This window comes from Bradyrhizobium sp. CCBAU 25338, from assembly GCF_028128965.1.
GTDB classification, from domain to species: Bacteria; Pseudomonadota; Alphaproteobacteria; order Rhizobiales; family Xanthobacteraceae; genus Bradyrhizobium; species Bradyrhizobium liaoningense.
In genome coordinates, this window is sequence record NZ_LFKY01000003.1 from 112,008 (window position 1) to 133,397 (window position 21,390).

Below are 21,390 nucleotides of genomic sequence, written 5' to 3' on the forward strand. Positions count from 1 at the left end.
CGAAGCCGGGGCCAACCTAACCGAGGCGACCGCACGTTTGGATTCAGCCCGCGCGACTTTGGCCGCCCTAGAGCGCCAACTGGGATATCTTCCAAAGGTCTCAAAAGCACGAGATTCAGGCTAGCTCAAAGTCTGCCAGGACGTCGCGCTCCGCCTCATCCTACGCGGAGATTTTCTGCGGCTTGTTCGCCGCTGCGGTTCGTCACCAGCTCGTAGCTGACCTTCGCGCCTTCAACGAGCGAGGTATAGCCGGCCTTCTCTACCGCAGAGATGTGCACGAAAACATCTTTGCCACCATCATCCGGCGCAATGAATCCATAGCCTTTCGTCGGGTTGAACCACTTAACAGGCCCTAACGCCACGTTATTTGCTCCAAAAAGGAAAAACACGTTCACATCTAAATCAATCAACGATCCGGTCGCAAGTCTCCGCGCGAATAGTAGCTTGAAGGGATCCGTTGTCTCGCCCGGTCGCAGGTCTTGCACAGAGGAAATAAAATGCCCGACGTGATGGTCGTACAAGCACCTTGAAATGGGCCGACATTCAAGAACGACGACGCGAAGGTCACATTTTCTTCGAAAACCGCGTGCTAAGTGTTGCCTGGTTGTCGCGGCCGGATGTACGCCGTGGCATCACGGGAGCCCCGGCCTTCATGCCGGGGTTTTTCGTTTTTGGCGCGAGAAGCCCGCCGATTCAAGATGCCTTTTGCGCAGCTGATTTGAGTAGGATCATGACGCGTCGTAGACTGCGACAATTCTGCTTGGATCTGCAGGAACTGTCCGGGACAGAGCGAAAAGCCGAATAGCAGGCCAGACATGGCGCAGAATATTTACGACAATCCCGATTTCTTCGCTGGCTACAGCCAGTTGCCCCGGCAGGTGCATGGACTGGACGGCGCTCCTGAATGGCCCGCGATCCGGGCTATGCTGCCCGATCTGGGCGGGAAACGTGTCGTCGATCTGGGATGTGGCTTCGGCTGGGCCTCGCGCTGGATGCGCGAGCAGGGCGCGGCCTCGGTCCTGGGTCTGGATCTGTCGCAGAACATGATCGAGCGTGCCAAGGCGGACACAGCGGATAGCGCCGTCGAGTATCGCATCGCCGATCTCGACACGCTGGACCTACCTGAGACGGCTTTCGACCTCGCCTACAGCGCACTGACCTTTCACTATGTTCAGGATTTTGGCCGCCTCGTGCGCGTGATCCGCAAGGCGCTGGTTCCTGACGGGCATTTCGTCTTTACAATTGAGCATCCGATCTTCATGGCCGCGGCACATCCGCACTGGATTTCCGATGAGGAGGGCCGCAAAACCTGGCCGGTCAATCGATATTCCGTCGAGGGTGAACGTCGGACGGACTGGTTCGCCAAGGACGTCCTGAAATACCACAGGACGCTTGGCACGACCCTGAACACGCTGATCAGCGCGGGCTTTCAAATTCGGCGGGTCGAGGAGTTTGCCCCGACACGCGAGCAGATCCAGCAGATGCCTCAATTGGCCGAAGAATTGGAGCGTCCCATGATGCTGATAGTGTCTGCGTCCACATCGATTGCCGGTAGTGCTTAGAAGCCGTCGTAATACCCGGTCTGACTAGGTCTTGCCGGGCGTCCAGCACTGATGTCAGCCTCGCGCCACGCGTTGTCTTGCTGGTTCGTCTAAGGCCATCCCGGTGAAGCGAACCAGGGCCGTGATGCTGACGGCAACAGCCCCGACGACCGCGAAAACCATCTGCCACGCGGGTGAAGATATCCCCATCTGGACGATTCCGTGCGTCGCGCTGTAACCGGCGAAGGTAGCAGGCGCGACATAGATGAGGATGATCGAGAGTCGAAGCCAAGTTCGTTGCACCAAGGCGAGCGCGAGTTGGCCAATGCCAATGGTCACACCGCCCGCCATGAGCCCTGCTGCTGCGCCACCGAGCACTCCGGCGCCGGTGTGGAAGGCCCAGGTGCCGATCGTCAGGCCAACGAAGAAGGGCAGTGCGAAGACAGCGAGCGTGAACAGCAGCCAGCAGAAAAAGCCGATGCCAACTAGGATAAGCAGTGGTCCAAAGATGATCATGGTGGTGGTCTCCGTGAGATAAAGGTCTGACGGTCGCGCCTTCCACCACCACCACGGCGCAACCGACAGCATAACCAAAAACGGCGGCGACGGGGAGCGGAAATCCGAAAGAACCTCCGCTCACCCAGCCAGCGATCTGCAGCGCACCTTCGTCATTGGAAGGGATCGAATTCGTAAATCACGTCGGCCGGATCGCCGTCGTATTCGGTGGCCGGCATGACGCCGTATCCGCCCATGCCGGTGCGGAAGATAACGACGCAGACCATGAGGGTGGTGGCGAGATTCCATGCGTTGGCGAAGGCAAGGCTTTGAGACATCTGTCCGGCTCCTGTTCTGAGGCGGGGACCATCCCCTCGCGACAGGCGCCCGATGAATCCGGCCGTAGGCCGCAATCACCGCGCAGGCGAAGACGAAGCGGCGGCACGCTTCAGCGTAAGCCGACCCCTTGCGGGTTGATGGCGTCAGGCCTGCGGCTGGATCAAGGATCAGCGCCGAGCCAGCGGGGCGGTGCCCACCAGACAGTCGCGTGGTTGTCAGGGCTGCGTGGCTCTCGGCTGGAACGTCGTTGCCGTCACGGTGCGGTGGCTGATCGGCTAGAATGGATTGTGAGTCGATGTGCGGTTGGGGGGGCCGACGTGGCGGAGTTCGAAGGGCCGCCACCGTTCGCCGATCGCACCACCATGCTGGACATTGGCCTGTAGGAGCGATGGATGGGAAGTTACTGCGAAATCTATTTCGACCGAACCGAGGTCTGTGGCGCAAAGTCCGTCGTTCCCGATCATTTCTGCGCGCTCTTCCAGGAAAGCGACCGAGCCATCAGGCCGTCGGTCGATGAAGAGGAGGAAAGTTCCAACGTCGTCTACGAGGCGCCCCGAGCGGTCGTCTTGTCCCGCCTGGATCTCTTGGGCTGCACAGCCGCTACGGCACGTGAACGGCTGGAGGCTTGGCTCGTTACAACGCGCGAGATCTGGGAGGAATACTGCGCCGATGGCGGTTGGGCAGAGGAAACGGCTGCCGCACTGCACTCATTCTCTGTCGAGGATTGGTATCGGCGGGCGCCCGATGTGCTCGCGACCATGTACACGCGCGAGGACGCGACGGACGAGATCGATCGCCGGATGCGTGATCGCGACGGCGAGGGCTGGCTTTGGTTCGATGGCTATGGATCCTTGATGAGCCTCCGGGCTTTGTTGGATGCCTGCGTTGGCGTGCGGTACGTCTCTCTCGACATCACGGCGCTGATCGGCGGCGGTTGGATCGAGTCGGGCGCCAGCATTTGCGATGACAAGAGAGCTTCTGCTCCCCTTGATCCCCGTCCGCTAGCAACAGCGGTCATCCTTGCCGAGGGCAGTACGGACATTCGGATATTACAACACTCGCTCATGGCGCTGTTTCCAGAGCGGAAAGATTACTTCTCGTTCTTCAACCATGCTGAGCTGAGCGTGGATGGCGGCGCCGCTTATCTTGTGAAATTTCTCAAGGCATTTGCGGCAGCGCGGGCGCCGTTGCGCCTCGTCGCCGTTTTCGACAACGACACAACTGGACGTCAGGCGTATCGGCAGGCCAGCGCCTTGGGGCTGCCGGACAACATGATCGTGGTCGTGCTCCCGGACACAGAGCTTGCGCGTCAGTATCCGACTTTCGGCCCTCAAGGAGAGCATGTCGTCGACGTCAACGGCAAAGCCGCAAGCATCGAGCTTTACCTCGGCCAAGCGGCTTTGACGAAGGATGGCGCGCTACGGCGGGTACGCTGGAGCGGCTACAATGCCGCCGCCGATGCCTATCAAGGCGAGATCGAGGGAAAAGCCGAGGTAGAGGCTGCATTCCTCCGCGCCGTGGCGAATTGTTCAAATCCGGCCGAGGCACGGATGGAGTTTCCGGAGTTGGCTGAAGTGTGGACCACGATCTTTCGTGCCGTCGAGAAGGCGGGGGAGGAAGCGGAGCGAAAGTTGCACGATCGCGTCGTTCAAGTCGGGCAGTAGAAATTTGCGGCGCTCACGCGCCGCCGAATTTCCAGACCGGGATGCCGAGCTTCTTGGCCTTGTCAGCGAGGTTGTCCTGGATCCCGGTGCCGGGGAAGTGCATCACCCCGATGGGTAGCGTCTCCAGCATCGCATCGTTGCGTTTGAACGGAGCGGCCTTGGCATGCTTCGTCCAGTCAGGCCTGAAGGCGATTTGCGAGACCTTGCGGTTGTCGGCCCATTTGGCGGCGATCAGCTCGGCGCCCTTGGGCGATCCGCCGTGCAGCAGCACCATGTCCGGATGCTTGGCGTGGACCTGATCGAGCTTGGCCCATACTAGCCGGTGATCGTTGAACTCGAGACCGCCGGTCAGCGCGACCTTTGGGCCGAGCGGCAGGAGCACCTGGTTACTCGCGCGCTTCTTTGCGGCGAGGAAATCGCGGCTGTCAATCATCGCGGCGGTCAGATTGCGGTGGTTGACCTTCGACCCGTTGCGCGGCCGCCAACTCGAGTGGGTGTGGCGTTCGAACTCCTCGGCGGCGTGGTCGCGCATCAGCTCGAAGGCGCCTCGTCGCTCGATCAGCGTCTGCCCTTCCGCCGTCAGTCGTTCCAGCTCGACGCATTTGATCTCGCTGCCGTCCTGCTCCCGCTGCGAGCGTTGCTGCGCCAGCTCGTTGTCGTCGAGCTCACGCTCGATCCTGTCGGTGGCGCGATGGAAGACGTTCACCATTGACCAGAGCAAGTCTTCGAGGTCGGGCTCGAGACGGCTATCGGACAGCGCCACCACGAGACCATCGAAGATGTCGGCGACGCTGCCGGCGAGGATGTGCGCTTCGGGAAGCGGCCGCGGATCAGGCTCGTCCTGGAACGCACGGTAGCCATAGAGCTGGAGTTCCTGGAGGACCTGGTCGGTCGGGGATGAGCTGTGGTGCGGCTCGAAATCATCGTCGTGGTCGGTGGTCATTGCGGCTTTCCTCGCCGGGATCGACCGCGCCCATCGCGGCCTTCATGGCGACGAAGGCGGCAGGCCGAACGGACTTGCACCCGCAGCGAAGCGAAGGGCCGAAGCGGAGCGGAGGACCGAAGGGGGCCGACTATTTTGCCTCGCGATGTAAAGGCGGCTCTCCCGCCGACGGAAAATAGTCGCCCACGAGGTTGCCGGTCCGGGCCGCTTGCCGCCCGATCGCCCTCTTAAGAAGGCCGTGGGGCGGTCCTCTCCGGCGCCGAGGGAAGCATGGCCACCGGCCTCGCGGTAACGAAGCGGCCGCGGCACCCCTCCCCGTTCCGGCTATGCCGCCAGCTCTATAAAGCGCGCGACGTCCTGCGCCGCGATCTGCACGCGGCTCGCGGCCCGAAGGGCTTCAAATCCGAGCAGGCGAAGATCCTCGTTGAAGTCGCCGAGCCGTGGCGAGATCACGATTGCTTCGATCCCGACCTCCTGCGCCCGATCGATCAAGGTCGCCATGGCGCCGCTACCTGCGGGATCGTCGTCGCGAGCGATGTAGAGCCGGCGGAGAGTGTCCGGGAAGAGGATGGCGGAGAGATGCGCCGCCGAGAGGGCCGCGACCATCGGCATGGCCGGCAGGACGCTGCGGAGCGACAGCATCGTCTCGATGCCCTCGCCGGCCGCCATGACGTCACCAGCTACGCCAAATCGAACAGCGTGACCAAGCAGGTCGCCCATCGCCCGTTTCGGCGTGTCGATCAACGCCTTGCCGAGCGTCGTCTCGCTGAAGCCTCCGGGGTCAAGCCAGGTGCGATGCGCGCCGGTCAGATGGCCGTTCAGATCGGTGACGGCGGCGATCATTGCCGGCCAGGTCTCGGTCGGGCTGTGGTCATCGGGCCGGTAGTAGCAACGTGGGTGAAAACGCAGACAGCCGGTTTCGTGCAAAGCCGTAATACCGCGATTGCGGAGATACGTTTCTGCCAGTGTGCCTGTGATCGACCGCGACATGCCGAAGAGCCGCCGCGCCGCCTCTGGCGATCCGAGGGGCACGGGCGAATTTCGCGACCGGCGGTGATTTGGCTCGGGCTCCTGTTCTGAACGCGGCAAACTCAGAAAGCGTCGGGCCTCATTGGCGACATCGCGAAAGTTCGTAAAACCGCAGCTCTCGCGGATCACGTCGAGGAGATCGCCATGTTCGGCCGACGCGGCATCAGTCCATTTGCCCGCGGGTCCCTTAATCGATTCCTCGAGCCGCACGAACATCGAGCGACCAGGCGTATTACGGACGTCGCCCACCATCCAGTAGCGGCCCTGGCGCCGCCCATTGGACAAATAATGGCGGCACACCGCCTCCGCGTCACGCGCGAGACGGCGGGCCAGTTCGGATACGTCGTCGCGGGCCATCAGGCGGCCTCCCGCTCATTGACGCGCGCGAGCGGATAGTGGTCGAGCACTTTTGCCAACACCGAGGCACCGGTCTCGTCTGTCGGCACGAACATGCGCAGCTTCCACAAGATGATCTCGCTGAAGAGGCCGTAGGCGCGCAACCGGTCACGCATCGTATCGGTGAAGCCGGACAGCTCGATGCGATGGGCGCCCATCACGCGGACACGACGGAGCTGCAGATCCTCGGCGAGGTTAAGGACGGTGCGCCCCTCCATCAGCGCCGAGAAAGCCTCGTGTGGGGTCAAGCTGCAGGTCGCTGTCGGGCAAGCGTTCGCCGCCCAGGCCGGCGAGACCCTGCGACCGATGATGCGCTCGCCCTCGTCGGTCTGAAGTCGATAGACCCGGGTCGACTCGTTCGGGAGCCGCTTCCAGATGGGCAGCAGCAGACCAGCGACGATGTGGAGGGTGCTCTCGGCGAACTCAGGGATCTCGACGACTTCGGCGTTCCAGGCTGCGGCGAACGTCTCGCGATCTGCAGGCTGCCAGTGGCTTTCGTCCATCACCTTCATCGAAGCATGATGCTGCTCCATGGGGCGGATCAGCCGGACGCGGCGTTCGATCTCGCCGTCATCGAGCATGAAGCTCGGCGCCGGAAACTGCACGGCGGCACGCCCCGAGCGCTCGTTGACCAGCAGCACAGCCCGAGCTTCGGCGAGATAATCGAGTGCATGATCCAGCGTCATTGGACGGTTGCGCCGGCGTTCCGTGATCGTGAGCAGCCGGGTTTCCGCGCCGGTCGCGGGGTGCGTGTAGATCGGGTGCCGATCGGTGACGACGAAGCTGTCAGCCTGCAGAGTCTCCAGGCCGACGTCATAGACGCCGCTGGCAATGGCGCCCTCGACCTTGGCGTTCAGCAACTGCTCGAAGGCCGTGAACAGTAGGCCTTGCAGGTCGATGGTGAGCGCGAGCAGCCGGTTCAGGAACGTCGTGATCGGCGGCAGCTCGTCCTTGATGCCGTTTTCGTCCACGAGAATCAAACCCGTGGCGTCCTCGAAGGTCTGGAGCGAGCAGCCTTCGACCTTCCCGCGCGCGAGCAGCAGGTAGAGCTGGCGCAGCGCATCGCGGGCGTAGTGGCTCTCAAGATTGTCCTCGGGCCGAAACAGGCCTTGGCCGCCGGTCTGGCGCTGGCCGCGCGTGATGGCACCGAGCGTGTCGAGCCGGCGGGCAATGGTCGAGAGGAAGCGCTTCTCCGCCTTGACGTCGGTCGCAATGGGGCGGAACAGAGGTGGCTGCGCCTGGTTGGTGCGGTTGGTTCGACCGAGGCCCTGGATCGCGGCATCGGCCTTCCAACCCGGCTCGAGCAAATAATGGACGCGAAGCCGGCGATTCCGCGCCGAGAGCTCGGCGTGGTAGCTACGGCCCGTGCCGCCAGCCTCCGAGAAGACAAGTACCCGCTTCAAATCATCCATGAACGCAGCGGTCTCTGCGAGATTGGCGGAGGCCGAACGGTTCTCCACGGCAAGGCGGTCACCCCGGCGCACCACGCGCCGCGAACGTCCGGTCACTTCCGCCACGAGGTCCGTGCCAAAACGCTGCACGATCTGGTCGAGCGCGCCGGGAACGGGCGGGAGCGAAGCGAGCCGCTCGATCAACTCATTGCGGCGGGCGACGGCTTCGCGGCTCTCGACCGGCTGGCCGTCACGGAAGACAGGCCGGGATGAGAGATTGCCGTCGCTGTCAGTGAAGGGCTCATAGAGCTGCACAGGGAAGGAATGGGCGAGGTAATGCAGCACGTACTCGCGCGGCGTGATGTCCACGCGCACGTCATTCCATTCCTCAGGTGAAATTTCGGCGAGCCGCCGCTCCATCAGCGCCTCGCCCGTTGACACGATCTGGATCACGGCGGCATGGCCGTCGGCGAGGTCTCGCCCGATGGAGCGGACCAGGGTCGGCGTCTTCATGCTGGTGAGCAGATGGCCGAAGAAGCGCTGCTTGGCGGACTCGAAGGCTGAGCGCGCGGCCGACTTGGCCTGACGGTTGAGCGTGCCGGTCTCGCCGGTGATGTTGGCGGCCTGCATCGCCGCGTCGAGATGATTGTGAATGATGGCGAACGCACCGGCGTAGGCGTCATAGATGCGCCGCTGCTCGTCGGTGAGCTGGTGCTCGACCAGTTCATATTCGACGCCGTCGTAAGAAAGCGAGCGGGCGGTGTAGAGGCCGAGGGAGCGAAGATCGCGGGAGAGCACCTCCATAGCCGCGACGCCGCCCTCCTCGATCGCCTCGACGAATTCAGCCCGGGTGGCGAACGGAAAATCCTCGCCGCCCCAGAGCCCGAGGCGCTGGGCATAGGCCAGATTGTGGACCGTGGTGGCACCAGTCGCTGAGACATAGACGATGCGGGCATTCGGCAGCGCATGCTGAAGGCGCAAGCCCGCACGACCCTGCTGCGAGGGCGCGACATCGCCCCGCTCGCCCTTGCCGCCACCGGCATTCTGCATGGCATGGCTCTCGTCGAAAATGATGACGCCGTCGAAGTCGGAGCCCAACCATTGAACGATCTGCCGGACGCGCGAAAGCTTCTCGCCGCGGTCGTCGGACCGCAGCGTAGCGTAGGTTAAAAATAGGATGCCTTCAGCCAACCGGATCTCGTGCCCTTGCGGGAAGCGCGACAGCGGCGTGACCAAGAGACGCTCCATGCCGAGGGCCGACCAGTCGCGCTGCGCATCCTCGAGCAGCTTGTCGGACTTCGAGATCCAGACCGCCTTGCGCCGGCCCTGCAGCCAGTTGTCCAGAATAATGCCGGCGGACTGGCGGCCCTTGCCGGTGCCGGTCCCGTCGCCGAGCATAAAACCTCGACGGAAGCGGACAGTATTCGGCGCATCATCGGGGGCGGCGGTGACGAGGTCGAAGGTCTCGTCTACGGTCCAGGTGCCGCCGAGATAGTTGGCATGCGCCTCGCCGGCATAGATGACCGTCTCAAGTTGGGCGTCTGAGAGGACGCCGCCGCTGATGAGGCTGGCCGGCAGCCGGGGCCTGTAACTCGGCTTCGGCGGCGCGACCGAGGCCATCGCGGCCGACTGCACAAGCTTCGTCGGGTGCGCCTGCGCGCCGGGGATCCGGATCGATTGGAGACGGTATTCTTCGTAGATGGCGTCGCTGAGGCGTGCCCCCTCGGCCGGCGTCCAATCGAATGTCTCATAGGCGAGGTCGACGCCCTCGGGATCGGCGGCCGGTGCGTTGACCGACTGCGCGGCGGCCCGCGCGAGATAGCCGCGCACGGTGCGAGGTGCCGGCGACGCTGACATGGGACACGGCCCGGTTGATGCGACGCTCAGCCGAGGTGGAACGTGTTCGCCGATCCAGCGGAGCAGCGTCGCGGCATCGGGCGCCATTCCCGGCGATTCCGCGAACGCGTTTGGATCATCGGCCGGCTTCTTGTCGATGACGGTGAGGCGCGTCTCGATCGTGGTGCCGTGCTTGGCGTAGACAGCTCCGGCGATCGCGGCGGTGAACACCACCCGGCCGCGTTCCTGCAGGCGGGCGAAGGCCTCGCGCCAGGCGGAGGCTTCGGGTGAGAAGTTTGCGCCTGATATCGTGACCAGCCGGCCGCCATCGGCAAGACGCGCCAGGGCCGAGGCGATGTGACGGTAGGCAGCGTCGGCCATGCGGCCGGAAACGTTCGCCATCGCCGAGAACGGCGGGTTCATCAGCACGACGCTCGGGACGACGGCCGGATCGAGGTGATCGTCGATCTGGGCTGCGTCGAAGCGCGTGACGGAGCTGGCCGGAAAGAGGGAGGAGAGCAACATGGCTCGCGTCTCGGCCAGTTCGTTCAGCACGAGGGCGCCGCCCGCGATCTCGGCTAGGATGGCGAGCAGGCCGGTGCCAGCGGATGGCTCCAACACTCGATCCGCCGCCGTAATGGCGGCCGCGGTCAACGCGGCCAGGCCGAGCGAGATCGGGGTCGAGAATTGCTGGAAAGTCTCGCTCTCGGCAGAGCGACACGTGTGGGTGGGCAGAAGCTTCGCGATCTTGTCCAAGGCGGAAAGTCGTGAAGCCGGAGAAGCGGCTTTGCGGAACAGCGCCTTTCCGTGTTTGCGCAGGAATATGGCGCTGGCAGCTTCACAGGCATCGTAGGCCGTCTTCCAATCCCATGCGCCTGTCGCATCGGATGCGCCGAAGGCCGCTTCCATCGCGGAGCGTAGGATTGCGGCGTCGATGCGCCGACCATGCTCAAGATGTGGGAGAAGCTGCTGAGCCGCAGCGATGATGACGCTGACGCTTTCGGGAGCGCGCACAGGCGAGATCGGGGCGGCCTCGTCGGCCGCAATCGAGAAAAGGTGGTTCATGAGGGGAGCCTTAGGGAGAGCGGGAACGGGCGAGCCGATCGGCGCTCTCTCTGACCGCGCCGGCTCAAACCCGTTCCGGCCGCCCTCTCCCTCTCAGCATCAAGGCGGTGCCCGACATGAGGAACGGCGCCCCACCGGATGGCGGCGCGCCGCGCACAGAGCATTCGTCAGTATCGAAACTGCCAAGAATGCCAACCTTAGCCGTCGTCAGCCTCGGCGGCGGCTTCTGCGAGGTAGCTCGCGTCGTGCTTGACGACGGTGACGATGTACTGGCTCATGACGCAGCTCCCTCGATCGGATCGTTTTCGCGCGCGAGAATGGTCTCGGCCTTCGCGACGGCGGCGTCCGCCCGCCGGCGCCAAAGCTCGACATCCGCTGAGCCTGCCTCCGGAGCGTGGGTGAGTATCTTGAGCAGACCCAGCAGCACCTCGAAATGGTCGGCCTTGCGCTGGACCTGCTCGTCAAAACGTGAGGGAAACGACAGGAGTCGGCCGAAATAGGCGGCGTCGCGGCCTTCCCATGCACCAGTGACATAGGTATCGCCGGATGCTTCAACGTCCGACTTGCTGTCGTCCCAGCCCTCGTCGGTGATCGCGAGATCGCAGGCTTGGTCGAGCGTTTCGGCTTCGTAAGTTCGCTGCCGATGGATCGGCAGGCGATAGGTCGTCTCGATGGTAAAGAGGGGCACGAGAGCCTCCATAATAATATAGAAGGCCCGGCACGAGCCGGGCTTGGGGCGATTGACGGTGGAGAGACGCGGACGGCGGAAGCCGTCCCGCGTGCTCGAGCTATTCGGCCGCGATCATGTGCGGTTCGGCCGCTTCGTCAGCCGGGGTTTCGTCGTCGTCGCCGGCGAGGAATTCCGGCAGCGCTTCGCCACCGCCCTCGGGCTCCGCGGCGTGGGCGGTCGCAGCCTGGTCGACGTCGGCCATTTGCAGGGGCTCGGGCAGCCAGCCGGTCTCGGCCAGGAGGCGTTCGGCCTCCTTGGCCATGTCGCCCTTCTTCAGATGGTCGATGAGCTGGGCGGCCCGCTCGCCGGCACCCTCGCGTACCGCCTCCAGGATACGACGCTTTGGCACGCGGCCGAGATAGTTCTCGACGGTTGGGCGCCAACCGGATTCCACCATGTCGAGATCGACGGCCCAGGCGATGCGATCAGCGTCCGCGATGCGCTGCTCGACTGTGTGCGGGGTAGCGCCGCCGCCGTAACGGTCGCCCTTCTCGTAGAGCGCGTTGACGCCGAATGAGGCGCAGTGCGCAAAGAGCGCTGCCTGCTCGTCGCCCGTGAGACTAATGAGCCAGTCCCAGAGATCGGCTTTGTCCTTGGGCAGGCGCTCCTCCCAGGTCTTGTGGCGCGCGTCGATCGCCTTGGCCGCCGGCGTGTCCTTCAACCCTTGCGCCTGCACGGGGAAGCTGGCGCTGCGCATAGAGATCTCCATCGCCGTGCCGTAGGAGGAATAGCGGGAGAAGACGTCCAGGCAGAACTTGTGCAGCACCGCCTGGAAAGCGACCGACGGCATAATCGCCAGCTTGTCGCGCAGCGCCAGCGTCCGCTCCGCCGTGAGCTCGGTCAGCAGGCGGTCCGGCAGCGGCTTCACCGCATCGTCATCCTCGTCCTCGGGCTCCGCAACCTTCCCGCCGATGGTGATGATGGCGCGCTGGATAACGGGCGCTGATGGTTCGGCGCCGTCCAGGGCCGCGGCATCGGGTTCGCTGCTCCTGGCCTGCTCTGGTTCGGACGCGGGCACTTCGTCCTCGGGTCGGACGTAGCCGCGATCAATCAAGAGCGTGCCTTCGGCGTCGATGCCGACGAACGCGCCCGCGCGGGCGATGTCGGCCGGCTGATAGATGACGGGTCGATCGTTGAAGACGCCGAGAGCCGTCTCAATTTCGCCGATGCGCTGGTCAACCTCATCGGGAAGCTCATCCGCGCCGTCATGCTCGGCTTCGAGTTTGGCATATTCGGCCTCGAGCGCCTCGATGGTCGCTTGCTCCTCGGCGGTGAGATCGGCGGATACGCCGTCCAGCTCGCGCAAGCCGCGCGTATGACCGTAGGGGAAGTCGATCGCGACCTCGATCCACTTCCAACCTTCGGCGGCGATCGTTTCCGCCTCTGCCTTCAGCTTCTCGGCGACCAGGCGGTCGAGCAGAGCAACGTCCTCGAGCCAACCGCCATCGTCGGACTGGAACAGGTCGCGCAGCAGCACTCCACCAGCGGCCTCATAGGCATCGAGGCCAACAAACACGACCCTCCGGTCGGAGGCACGCACTGTCTTCTCCGTCAACATGCGGCGGATCTGATAGGGCTCCTTCTGCCAGGAGCCGGAGATAGCCTGCCAGACCTGCTCCTGGCGTCCATGATCCGCGGTGACGGTGAAAGCCATCAACTGCTCGAGCGACATGCCGTCCTCGGCATAGATTTCGAGCAGCGCCGGTGAGACCGCGGCCAGGCGCAAGCGCTGCTTCACGACGTTGACCGAGGTGAAGAAGGCAGCGGCGATGTCCTCCTCGGACTGCCCCTTCTCCTGCAAAGCCAGGAATGCCCGGAACTGGTCGAGCGGATGCAGCGGCGCACGCTGAATATTCTCCGCAAGCGAGTCGTCCTCGGCGAGAATGGTGCTTGCCGGATCGCGGACAACACAAGGCACCGGCGCGGTCTTGGCCAGGCGCTTCTGCTTCACGAGCAGCTCCAGCGCACGGTAGCGCCGTCCGCCGGCGGGGATCTCGAACATGCCGGTCTCGGTGCCCTCGGGGTTTAGGACCGGCCGGACGTTGAGGCTCTGGAGCAAAGTACGCCGGGCAATGTCCTCAGCCAGCTCCTCGATGGAGACGCCGGCCTTCACGCGCCGGACGTTTGATTGGCTGAGCACTAGCTTGTTGAAGGGAATGTCGCGCGAGGATGACAGGGTGATCTTCTGAACGGCGTTAGCCATGGGTGATACTCCGCGACGGGCGGCCCAAAGACTCTCTCTGGGCCTCCAACCCGTCACGGAGCGCAGCGCGGCCCTCTTCCTCTCAAGGGCCGCGCCACAAATCCGACGACCAGGAAGGACGGAAAGGCACGAAGCCGGAGACACGCCGTTCCGCATCTCCGGTTTTCCGGGTATCAGGCTGCGCGGTCGAGTAGCTTCTTCGCGCGGGTCTCCAGATCGAGCCGTGCATCCTGATGGGTCTTGCCCCGCGCAACCGCTGTGATGCCTTGCACGAAATCGAACACGCTTTCGGGCTTGCGGCCTTCCTCAGACAGCACTCTTTCGATGATCTTCGCTGTCTCTATCTTCGAGAAGCCGCGCTTGCGCAGGAACTCGCTGCGATCCTCGTCGGTGCGGGCGACGATCATTTCTCGCACCGCCCTGATGCCATTGATGAATGGCATCGGTGAGGAGTTGGCAAAGCTGGCGAGCGCTGGCGCCGCCTCGTGGGCAAAGCGCGAGGCGGCGTATTTGGAGTGGCGGATGGTGATCTCCTCGAAATCCTCGACGCCCCAGAGATTGCGGTTCTGGCAGACGGCGCGGAGATAGAAGCTCGCCATGCCGAGCGTCTTCGCTCCTACCTCGGAATTCCAGCAGTAGAAGCCACGGAAGTAGAGGTCCGGCGAGCCGTGGCGAAGCCGGCCGGCCTCGATCGGGTTAAGGTCGTCGACCAAGAACAGAAAGACGTCCCGGTCGGAGGCGTAGAGCGTCGTCGTATCCTGGGTGATGTCGACGCTCGGGTTATAGACGCCGGTCGACCAGTCGAGCACGCCAGGGATCTTCCAGCGCGTGTCGCCCGTGCCATTGCCGGCGATGCGCTGAACGGCCCGCCACGAGTTCGTGGTCAAATATGCGCCCGTATTCGGGACCCGTAGCGGCGCGAAGCTCGACGCTCGAGCGTCTTGACCTGCTCGGCTCGATGAGAGCTGAGGCCGAACTGCAGGTTGATGCCAGCGAGTGGCGCCGGAAGCTGACGGAGGTAAGTCGCCGGAGCTCCGACCAGACTGGCAAGTTGGCCGAAGCTCCAGTGAGTGGGCGCGATTGGCGCGTCTGATCCGGGCAGCAGCAGAGCCAGGCGCTCGGCATCGTCGCGGCTGGCCTCTACCCGGATCGCCGCGCTCTCGACGGTCCGGGTCCGGCTGCGTTCTGTCCGTCCGCGCACGGAGGCAAGAGGTCAGACAGCGATAGATAGCGCTCGTCCGTCGGCCTCGAGAATCACTCCGACGATACTCGGCCGACGCGCTCGCCGCGGCTCACGTCCACCTTGTAGCCGCCGGCACGGTCGCGGTCAGGGTTCAGAACTTCGATGCTGGTCATCGGACAATCTCCATGACGGGCGCCGGAAGCCTCTCCTCCGATCCTCAACCCGTCACGGCGAAGCCGATCCGTCCTCTCACTCTAATGGGGGCTTTGCGGGGTCTCCCCGCAGAAGGGGTCGGCCGAGACCTCAGGCTCGGGCGCAGGGGAAGGCTTTCCCCTTTTTGGCGGTTTTGCAAAGTTAGCTGTTCAACGGGCCCCCGTCGCGTGTTCTACAGACGGTTGCCTATTCATGCGAGTGTCTGGAGAAAGTAATGGAAATCTACTGCAAGGGAACAGCTCGCATCAGGCACAATATGACCGGCGAAATCTACGAGATCGAAAGCGACGAGCTGGACTGGGATGCAGTGGCTAGCGACGAACGCCAGATGGGGCCGGAAATCCACTATGAGGCAGCCGTCGAGCATCCCAAACTAGGGGAGCTGACCTGGGGCCTTTGGGAGTATCCGGTCGGCCTCGAGAATTATCACGAGACAAACGCCGGGCCTCATGAGGTGATCGAGGATTTTGAGTACGGCCTCGAGCATGCGAACCCGAGCCTGATGAATGGGTCGATTACTCTATCCCCGATAACCCCTTCTCGATCTTCATGAGCTCCTATCACCATACCCGCGATTTGCTCGCGGACTATGGAAGCGATAGTGGGGGCCATTTGGTCAATCGTATGATCTTTTCGCATCAGATCACTGCAATGGAAGCCTTTCTGGCCGACGAGTTGAAAAGCGACATCGAGGCTGATGCAGCTGCCTTTCAGCGCCTAATCGATCAGGATGATGATCTTGCGAAGGAGAAGTTCACGCTCACCGAAATTGCGAAGGACCCCGCGCTCGTCGAGAGAAAAGTTTGGGAGCATCTTCGCTCGATCCAGTATCACAATCTCGCTAGGGACGATGCTCTTTACAACATTGCGCTTGGCATTCGTATCCTGAGCTTGGCCAACGACAAACCGAGCCTCTTCAAGGCGGTGATGCTGCGCTATGACTGTGTCCACCGGAACGGGTTCGACAAAAACGGGAACGAGCTGAAGGTCTTCACCAAGGCGTTCGTTCAGGACACGGCCGACCTGGTCAAGAGCTTCGTCGAAAACATCGAGAACGCGGTGCGAGCGAGACCGGCGGGAGCATCTTAGCGCGTCATGCACCGGACAGATCGACCGGCCCAAGTAGCTGATGTCGATCCCGCCGACAATCCTAAAACACCAGAGCGCGCAACGGCCCGGGTCCCTGGCATTAAGTGCGGTCCGCACAGTGTCGAGCGGCTCGGCATCGACCTAGAATATAATGTCTCACCGGCCCAGTGATGAATCTGGACCGGTGTGGCCGGAGGCGCGCGCTGAGCAATGTCACTTTCGCGTTGGCATCGGCGAAGCCATCCCAGGTACCGTACTCGGCCAGTGTAAAGCCTTGCTGCAAAGTACGCCCACATCGCTTTGGTCTTTGCGGTCGGCCAATTCAGCTGCGCCTCGATGCCGCAACGGCTTTCGAGTCGAACCATCCTCGAAGCTCACCCGTTTGGAAGGTGGCTGCGGTGTCGGTGCCTTCGATGTGATGGTCGCCGATACAACGACGCCGTGCCGTACGTACCGACCAACTCTCAAGGCGCAAAGACGGCTTGCTCGCACTCGCCATCGAGCCTTTCACTTGCGAGACGGCTGCTCCCCTTTCCCCGCGGTCGTTGCCGTAGTTCCACAAACCGAACACCGAGCTTATCCAGCCTCCCCCGTTCGTCGAACGGCACGCCCTCCAGTCGTGGCTGCCGAGTGGCCATAAGAGACTCGATTATCTCGTGGATGAGGCTGTGATGGGTCGGGCACAACCAGCAGAATTCCTGTACTGGCTCCCTCAAGACGTCATCGAATTGAAGCGACAAAGGATAAATATGATGCGCCTCGGTGACACTTTTATACTGAAGACAAACAACACAGGGGCGCCGCGGACCAGGATCAAAGGCCAGGCGGGCCGTCGCGACCTAGATCTGGCGGCGAGCCACCCTCGCCCGTTCGAGCTGCTTCGACTCCTCTACCATACTCGCCGCGATCATCGCGCGCTGACTTGGCGTCAGTATTTCAGTCAAGCGCGCGCGGTATTGCTCGTCGGTTTCGCCTTCGCGGACGGGCACTCGATCGCTCGCATGACGCTTCAGGATTTCGAACCACGGATTCATCCGTCCCTCTCCTTGAACGGCTACGCGATCGCTCTTCTTCGGCCGCGATCCTGCGCAAAGCCGCCTCGAGGGCGGATCTCAGCATCTAGATCGTCGATGACAGCTTTCGACATATTGAAGGTGACATTCGGCATGCCGTAACCGAGATCGTCGATATGGGCCTTGTGCTTGAACCCCATATGGACGGCGGCGGCGATCAACATGCCGTTGGGCACAAAGTCCGGGCCGAGCGGCGTACCTTCGGGATAGGTGCAAGGATAATTCTCGGCAATGTGCTTGAGCCGGTAGCTGCCGGTGCCCGAGCGGATTGTTTTGGTCTCCTTGACCCTCGCCAGCAAGGCCAAAGACCGCAAGAAGGCTTCCACCGCGTTCTCTTCAAGACATTCCTGCCGATGCTCAAGGAATTCCGCATATTGCTGCTGAGGGATCCGCCGGGTGCCATCGGTATTGCGTTGCGGTCGCCCGAACCCGCCTCCATGAATATGCAATCTTGGAAACGTATCGAGGACGCTCCGAATAGCGATCAGCGCGGCAGCCCGGTAGAGATGTACAGGCTCAACCTGAAAGCCATGCTCCCCAAGGTAGCTGACAAAAGCCGCGCCCGTCACCGTCGCGGTCGGCGGTGCGGGTTGCTGCGATGCTGCTCGTAGCGCGGCATAGCTGCGAAAGCCAAGCCCTCGGGCGACTGCCTCCACACGATGAGACGATTTGACTTCCTCAAGGCTTCTGGCGAGGTCGGCTTTGACGTGGTCGACAGCAAAAGGCTTCACAGAAATGCGAAGCACAAACATGTGCATTCTCCTCCAACAGGCTTCGCAGTTCGCCGATTACGCAGCAGCCCACAGGGTGAGATGCAGAATGAGTGCTTGTAATTTCAATAGAGCGTTTGACCCGGCGACAGGTCAGAGGTGCCCAAATCCCCACTTGATCATCGCTGAGTCGTCCGTTCTTTTCAATGAGAAAACCAGCATCATTGATGGCAAGAAAGCCTTGAAAATAGCTGCTCCCTTGCCAAATCACCTCAGCTGCGCCCCGCGCCTAGCCCGCGGTCCACGGTTCGTGCGATCGTGCAGTATTGTTGCGCAAATGTTTTCCTTAAGAGCCTTGCATGGACGAGCCGATTAAAACTCTCGATCTCTCACGGGAGCAGCAAGACACAGCAACGCTCATGCAGCGCTTGCTCGGCAAGCGCATCGCGGATCGCTATGTCGATTTTTGCCGGCTAGCAACCGGGGGCCTGCCGCTTCGCGTGTCAAGGCCCTTGGCTGCCCACGCCTTGCGAGAACTGGAATCGATCCTGCGGCAAACCCTCGACGTTCCAATGGAGGTGGCCGTCCCGCCGACACCGCAAGACATGGAGAGGATCGAAAAGGCCAAGGCGGGATTGCGAGCGATCGGGTACGGCGAGGAAGACTTGCAGCGTGTCGCCAATCAGTTGCGACCACGGCTCAGCCACAAGGAAGAAATTGAAAAGATCGTAACGCGCCTCGGCCTGGCGCCGGACGGCGACATTGCGCACGCCTGGAAATCCATCTCGCAGGCCCATGGCCTGGCTCACGGCGCCCGCGCGCTGCATCAAACAATCGAGGTCGATGACATGTTCCGGGCCGAATGGCAGGCGCCGTTCGACACCGTCGTGCGCGGCCTCATGGTCGCCCTTCAGGGGAAGTACGCAGCGTTCATGCGACGGATCGACCAGTTGGTCGCTATGCCAAATCGGAGTGCAGCGGTCACAAGCTTCTCCAAGGAGATTCCCGGAGCCCTGCCGCTTCTCTGGCATTTTTTTAACAAGCTCGAAACACCCGATTGGCTGCCGCATCTCTCGCAACGCAAGCTGCTCGTAGCGCCGCTTTCGCAAGACGACGAGTCCGGCGGTAATGGCCTCCCCATGCGCCAATGGCCCGCAGGCCGCTACTTGCTTCGCATGGCCAAATCACCCGATCCGGCAGCCCGGATTCTTGTGGCTAGCGCCCTTCGGGCCGTCGCCTCGTCTACCCACCCCGATGTCCAGCTCACGGGTATGGAAATCCTTACGGCGTTGCCAGCCGATGAATCAGCATCCCTTGTCGATCTCGCCGAGGGATGGCTGACGCCCGCAGCCCGCTTCATCATGGCGCAGGGGCCTCACGACCTAATCCGAAATCTCGCGCGGAGTGGCAAAGGACACGCCGCGCTCCGCACGACCCGCGCCGTGTTCCAGCTCTTCTCGGAAAATGAACGGCTTGCCACGCTTTTCAGCCGGCATATGTACGAGCACTTTTTGCCGGATGCGGTCAAGGCGATTGCGCCCCTTTGCAAGGTAGAAGGCGTCGCGCTATTGGCTGATCTTCTCGACCAGGCTCTACATATCGCTGGCAAGGTGTCCGACGACCCGCCGCATGACTATAGCTATTACCTCTCAGGCACGGTGTCGGAGCACGGCACCAAGCACGATGTCATCGACGCGCTGGTTGGCGAAACCGTTCGCGCAGCCAAACTCGCTATCGAGGCCGATCCGACGTGCGCGGGTGATGTTGTATCGCGCATCAAGGGCCATTCATCGCGGCTATTCATGCGGATTGCCTTACACGTACTCTCATTCGCCCCGGAACGCGCGCCCGAGACCGCCCAAGCGCTTCTATCCACCCCGGAGTTGATTGATGCCACATGGTGCCGCATTGAATACGGGCAGCTTGCGCTCAGTTGGTTTCCATCCCTGTCACCGTCCGTTCAACAGGACATCCTCGCTTATGTGGATTCCGTGCCCGGGATGTATCGCGAGCGCTTGAACAAGCGCTTCGAAGAATATGAAAAACGCGCGCCAACCGAGGAAGAACAGCGCGCGCGTGACGCATCCATTGTACGTGACTTGGTATGGCACTGGCGAGACGTCCTGCCCATAGAGCGTCGACAAGCGACCGAAAAGCTCGGCGATCCCGAGGCATGGCGCGCGAAATTTGACGAGCCCGATGCGAGCCCGCTTGCGGCACCAGATTTTTCGTCGCGCCCCATCGAGGAGATTGTCGCTTTTCTCGATACGTGGCGGCCCTCCGCCGGCGAGAGACGGGAGACCGCCACCGCACTGGCACAACAGCTTCGCGACGCGGCCATGGCTAGTCCATTGCGCTATTCAGCCAGGGCCGCGCAATTTTCGGCTCTGCCGCCCATCTATGTGCGCCGCCTTCTCGAAGGCCTCTCGTTAACCTCGAACAACACGAATGAACTGGACTGGACAGGTGTGATCGCCCTCATCGAGGTGGTGGGGCAACCGGGCCGCCAACTGACGGCAAGCGGCATGGAGGGCGACGACCCTGATTGGTCCTGGGCAAGAAAGGCAGCCATGGATCTTCTCGCCTCCGGGCTTCGCCGCGGAGCCGAAGGCGTATCCTTTGCCCATGCAGAGCGTGTCCAGCAGGTAATCCTTGAATCTTACCGAGGAGCGCCGCGCAAGCCGGACACGGATGACTTCGAGGAAAGCTACCGCCGGTTCCCGCATCACGGGGCCCAATCGACGTCACGCGGCGCCGCCGTCGAGCTCTGCGTTCTTTTCATCTACTGGATGAGCAAAGACGATCAAAGTGAGGTGGGCAAGGCCCAGCGCGAAGCGATCGAAAAGCTTCCTGCCATCCGGCAGGTATTCGAAGCGGAATTGGCTGATGGCACGCCCGATGGGCGCATTCCTCGCGCGATCCTCGGCAGTTACCTGAATTGGCTCTATTTCTTTGGCGAAGGCTGGCTCCTCGAACATTTTAACAGACTGTTTCCGGATGACATCTCGCTCCGAGATGCCGCGTGGCACGCGCACCTCAGCGCCGATAGCGGACCGATTAGTGCTTTGGGGCCACGTATGCGCGACTGCTATGCTACCGAAATCAGCCGGTTAAACGATAAGGCGAATGAGCGAGATCAGCAGCACATCGATGACCGCCTCGCAGAATACCTGATAATCATCTATATCAGCGCGGCACTTCCCGATGATGTGTTTGAGCAATTCTGGAACACCGCGCCCACGCGCGCGCTCCAGCACGCTATGTGGTTTCTCGGCGTGGAGCTTGAGCTGCCGGAGAAAAAACTTCCCGATCCATTTCGTGCCCGGGCGGTGTCTAATGGCTTCTGGATCAGACTATCGCCATGTCTGAGGCCGGCTTTGCGCCGAGTGATCCGTACAGCGTCCTCGACCGGCTTGCAAAGATATCGCCCAAGCTCCCGGATCGCGTGGCACAAGCTCTCGCATCCCTCGTGAAATGCAGGCATTTCGAT

Annotated in this window: 15 protein-coding genes and 1 pseudogene; 5 read left to right on the forward strand and 11 right to left on the reverse strand. The window is 62.5% G+C overall.

Features of this window, described 5'->3' with window-relative positions:
• Positions 1–155 precede the first annotated feature (155 nt).
• Complete coding sequence (locus ACM42_RS05740) at positions 156–362, reverse strand: cold-shock protein (protein WP_036046514.1); 207 nt, start codon at positions 360–362, stop codon at positions 156–158.
• 453 nt (positions 363–815) lie between these two features.
• On the opposite strand from ACM42_RS05740, the gene ACM42_RS05745 reads away from it, so the two are divergent.
• Positions 816–1,562 (forward strand): class I SAM-dependent methyltransferase, encoded by a 747-nt coding sequence (locus tag ACM42_RS05745; protein WP_036046490.1) that lies wholly within the window; start codon positions 816–818, stop codon positions 1,560–1,562.
• 54 nt (positions 1,563–1,616) lie between these two features.
• On the opposite strand, the gene ACM42_RS05750 is transcribed toward ACM42_RS05745, so the two are convergent.
• Together ACM42_RS05750 and ACM42_RS05755 are read right to left on the reverse strand one after the other, a co-directional pair.
• Positions 1,617–2,057 carry a hypothetical protein gene (locus tag ACM42_RS05750; protein WP_036046512.1) on the reverse strand — a complete coding sequence of 147 codons (441 nt, stop codon included), beginning with the start codon at positions 2,055–2,057 and terminating at the stop codon, positions 1,617–1,619.
• Positions 2,058–2,209: 152 nt separating this feature from the next.
• The gene (locus tag ACM42_RS05755) at positions 2,210–2,374 is read right to left on the reverse strand and encodes a hypothetical protein (RefSeq protein ID WP_193375114.1); all 165 of its coding nucleotides are present in this window, start codon (positions 2,372–2,374) and stop codon (positions 2,210–2,212) included.
• Positions 2,375–2,767: 393 nt separating this feature from the next.
• On the opposite strand from ACM42_RS05755, the gene ACM42_RS05760 reads away from it, so the two are divergent.
• Positions 2,768–4,039 carry a HEPN/Toprim-associated domain-containing protein gene (locus ACM42_RS05760; protein WP_063710716.1) on the forward strand — a complete coding sequence of 424 codons (1,272 nt, stop codon included), beginning with the start codon at positions 2,768–2,770 and terminating at the stop codon, positions 4,037–4,039.
• Between the two features lie 13 nt (positions 4,040–4,052).
• Here the strand turns inward: ACM42_RS05760 and ACM42_RS05765 are convergent, their stop codons facing one another.
• The 6 genes and pseudogenes from ACM42_RS05765 to ACM42_RS05790 all read right to left on the reverse strand — a co-directional run bounded on the left by ACM42_RS05765 (position 4,053) and on the right by ACM42_RS05790 (position 14,988).
• A complete protein-coding gene (locus ACM42_RS05765) occupies positions 4,053–4,982 on the reverse strand; it encodes a DUF2493 domain-containing protein (protein ID WP_036046488.1) in 930 nt (309 codons plus the stop codon).
• A gap of 324 nt (positions 4,983–5,306) precedes the next feature.
• Positions 5,307–6,368: a DUF7146 domain-containing protein gene (locus ACM42_RS05770; protein ID WP_036046485.1), complete on the reverse strand. Its 1,062-nt coding sequence runs from the start codon at positions 6,366–6,368 to the stop codon at positions 5,307–5,309.
• On the reverse strand, positions 6,368–10,699 hold the full coding sequence (locus tag ACM42_RS05775) for a bifunctional class I SAM-dependent methyltransferase/DEAD/DEAH box helicase (RefSeq protein WP_225152176.1): 4,332 nt from the start codon (positions 10,697–10,699) through the stop codon (positions 6,368–6,370). Before ACM42_RS05775 ends, ACM42_RS05770 begins: the two co-directional genes overlap by 1 nt.
• Before the next feature lie 274 nt (positions 10,700–10,973).
• The gene (locus tag ACM42_RS05780) at positions 10,974–11,387 is read right to left on the reverse strand and encodes a hypothetical protein (RefSeq protein WP_036044874.1); all 414 of its coding nucleotides are present in this window, start codon (positions 11,385–11,387) and stop codon (positions 10,974–10,976) included.
• A 100-nt stretch (positions 11,388–11,487) separates the two neighbouring features.
• Positions 11,488–13,632: a ParB N-terminal domain-containing protein gene (locus ACM42_RS05785; RefSeq protein WP_036044870.1), complete on the reverse strand. Its 2,145-nt coding sequence runs from the start codon at positions 13,630–13,632 to the stop codon at positions 11,488–11,490.
• A gap of 173 nt (positions 13,633–13,805) precedes the next feature.
• Positions 13,806–14,988: pseudogene (locus ACM42_RS05790) on the reverse strand (DUF932 domain-containing protein).
• 254 nt (positions 14,989–15,242) lie between these two features.
• On the opposite strand from ACM42_RS05790, the gene ACM42_RS05795 reads away from it, so the two are divergent.
• Both ACM42_RS05795 and ACM42_RS05800 read left to right on the forward strand, forming a co-directional pair.
• Complete coding sequence (locus tag ACM42_RS05795) at positions 15,243–15,581, forward strand: hypothetical protein (RefSeq protein WP_225152178.1); 339 nt, start codon at positions 15,243–15,245, stop codon at positions 15,579–15,581.
• Positions 15,578–16,117 (forward strand): hypothetical protein, encoded by a 540-nt coding sequence (locus tag ACM42_RS05800; RefSeq protein WP_225152179.1) that lies wholly within the window; start codon positions 15,578–15,580, stop codon positions 16,115–16,117. Before ACM42_RS05795 ends, ACM42_RS05800 begins: the two co-directional genes overlap by 4 nt.
• A gap of 839 nt (positions 16,118–16,956) precedes the next feature.
• On the opposite strand, the gene ACM42_RS05805 is transcribed toward ACM42_RS05800, so the two are convergent.
• Together ACM42_RS05805 and ACM42_RS05810 are read right to left on the reverse strand one after the other, a co-directional pair.
• Entirely contained in the window at positions 16,957–17,151 is a 195-nt protein-coding gene (locus tag ACM42_RS05805; RefSeq protein ID WP_036044866.1) for a hypothetical protein, read from the reverse strand.
• 20 nt (positions 17,152–17,171) lie between these two features.
• A complete protein-coding gene (locus ACM42_RS05810) occupies positions 17,172–17,942 on the reverse strand; it encodes a hypothetical protein (RefSeq protein WP_157785250.1) in 771 nt (256 codons plus the stop codon).
• 317 nt (positions 17,943–18,259) lie between these two features.
• Here ACM42_RS05810 and ACM42_RS05815 point away from each other — a divergent pair, with 317 nt between their 5' ends.
• Positions 18,260–21,373, forward strand: coding sequence for a hypothetical protein (locus tag ACM42_RS05815; protein WP_036044861.1), 3,114 nt, complete (start codon positions 18,260–18,262; stop codon positions 21,371–21,373).
• Positions 21,374–21,390: the final 17 nt, after the last annotated feature.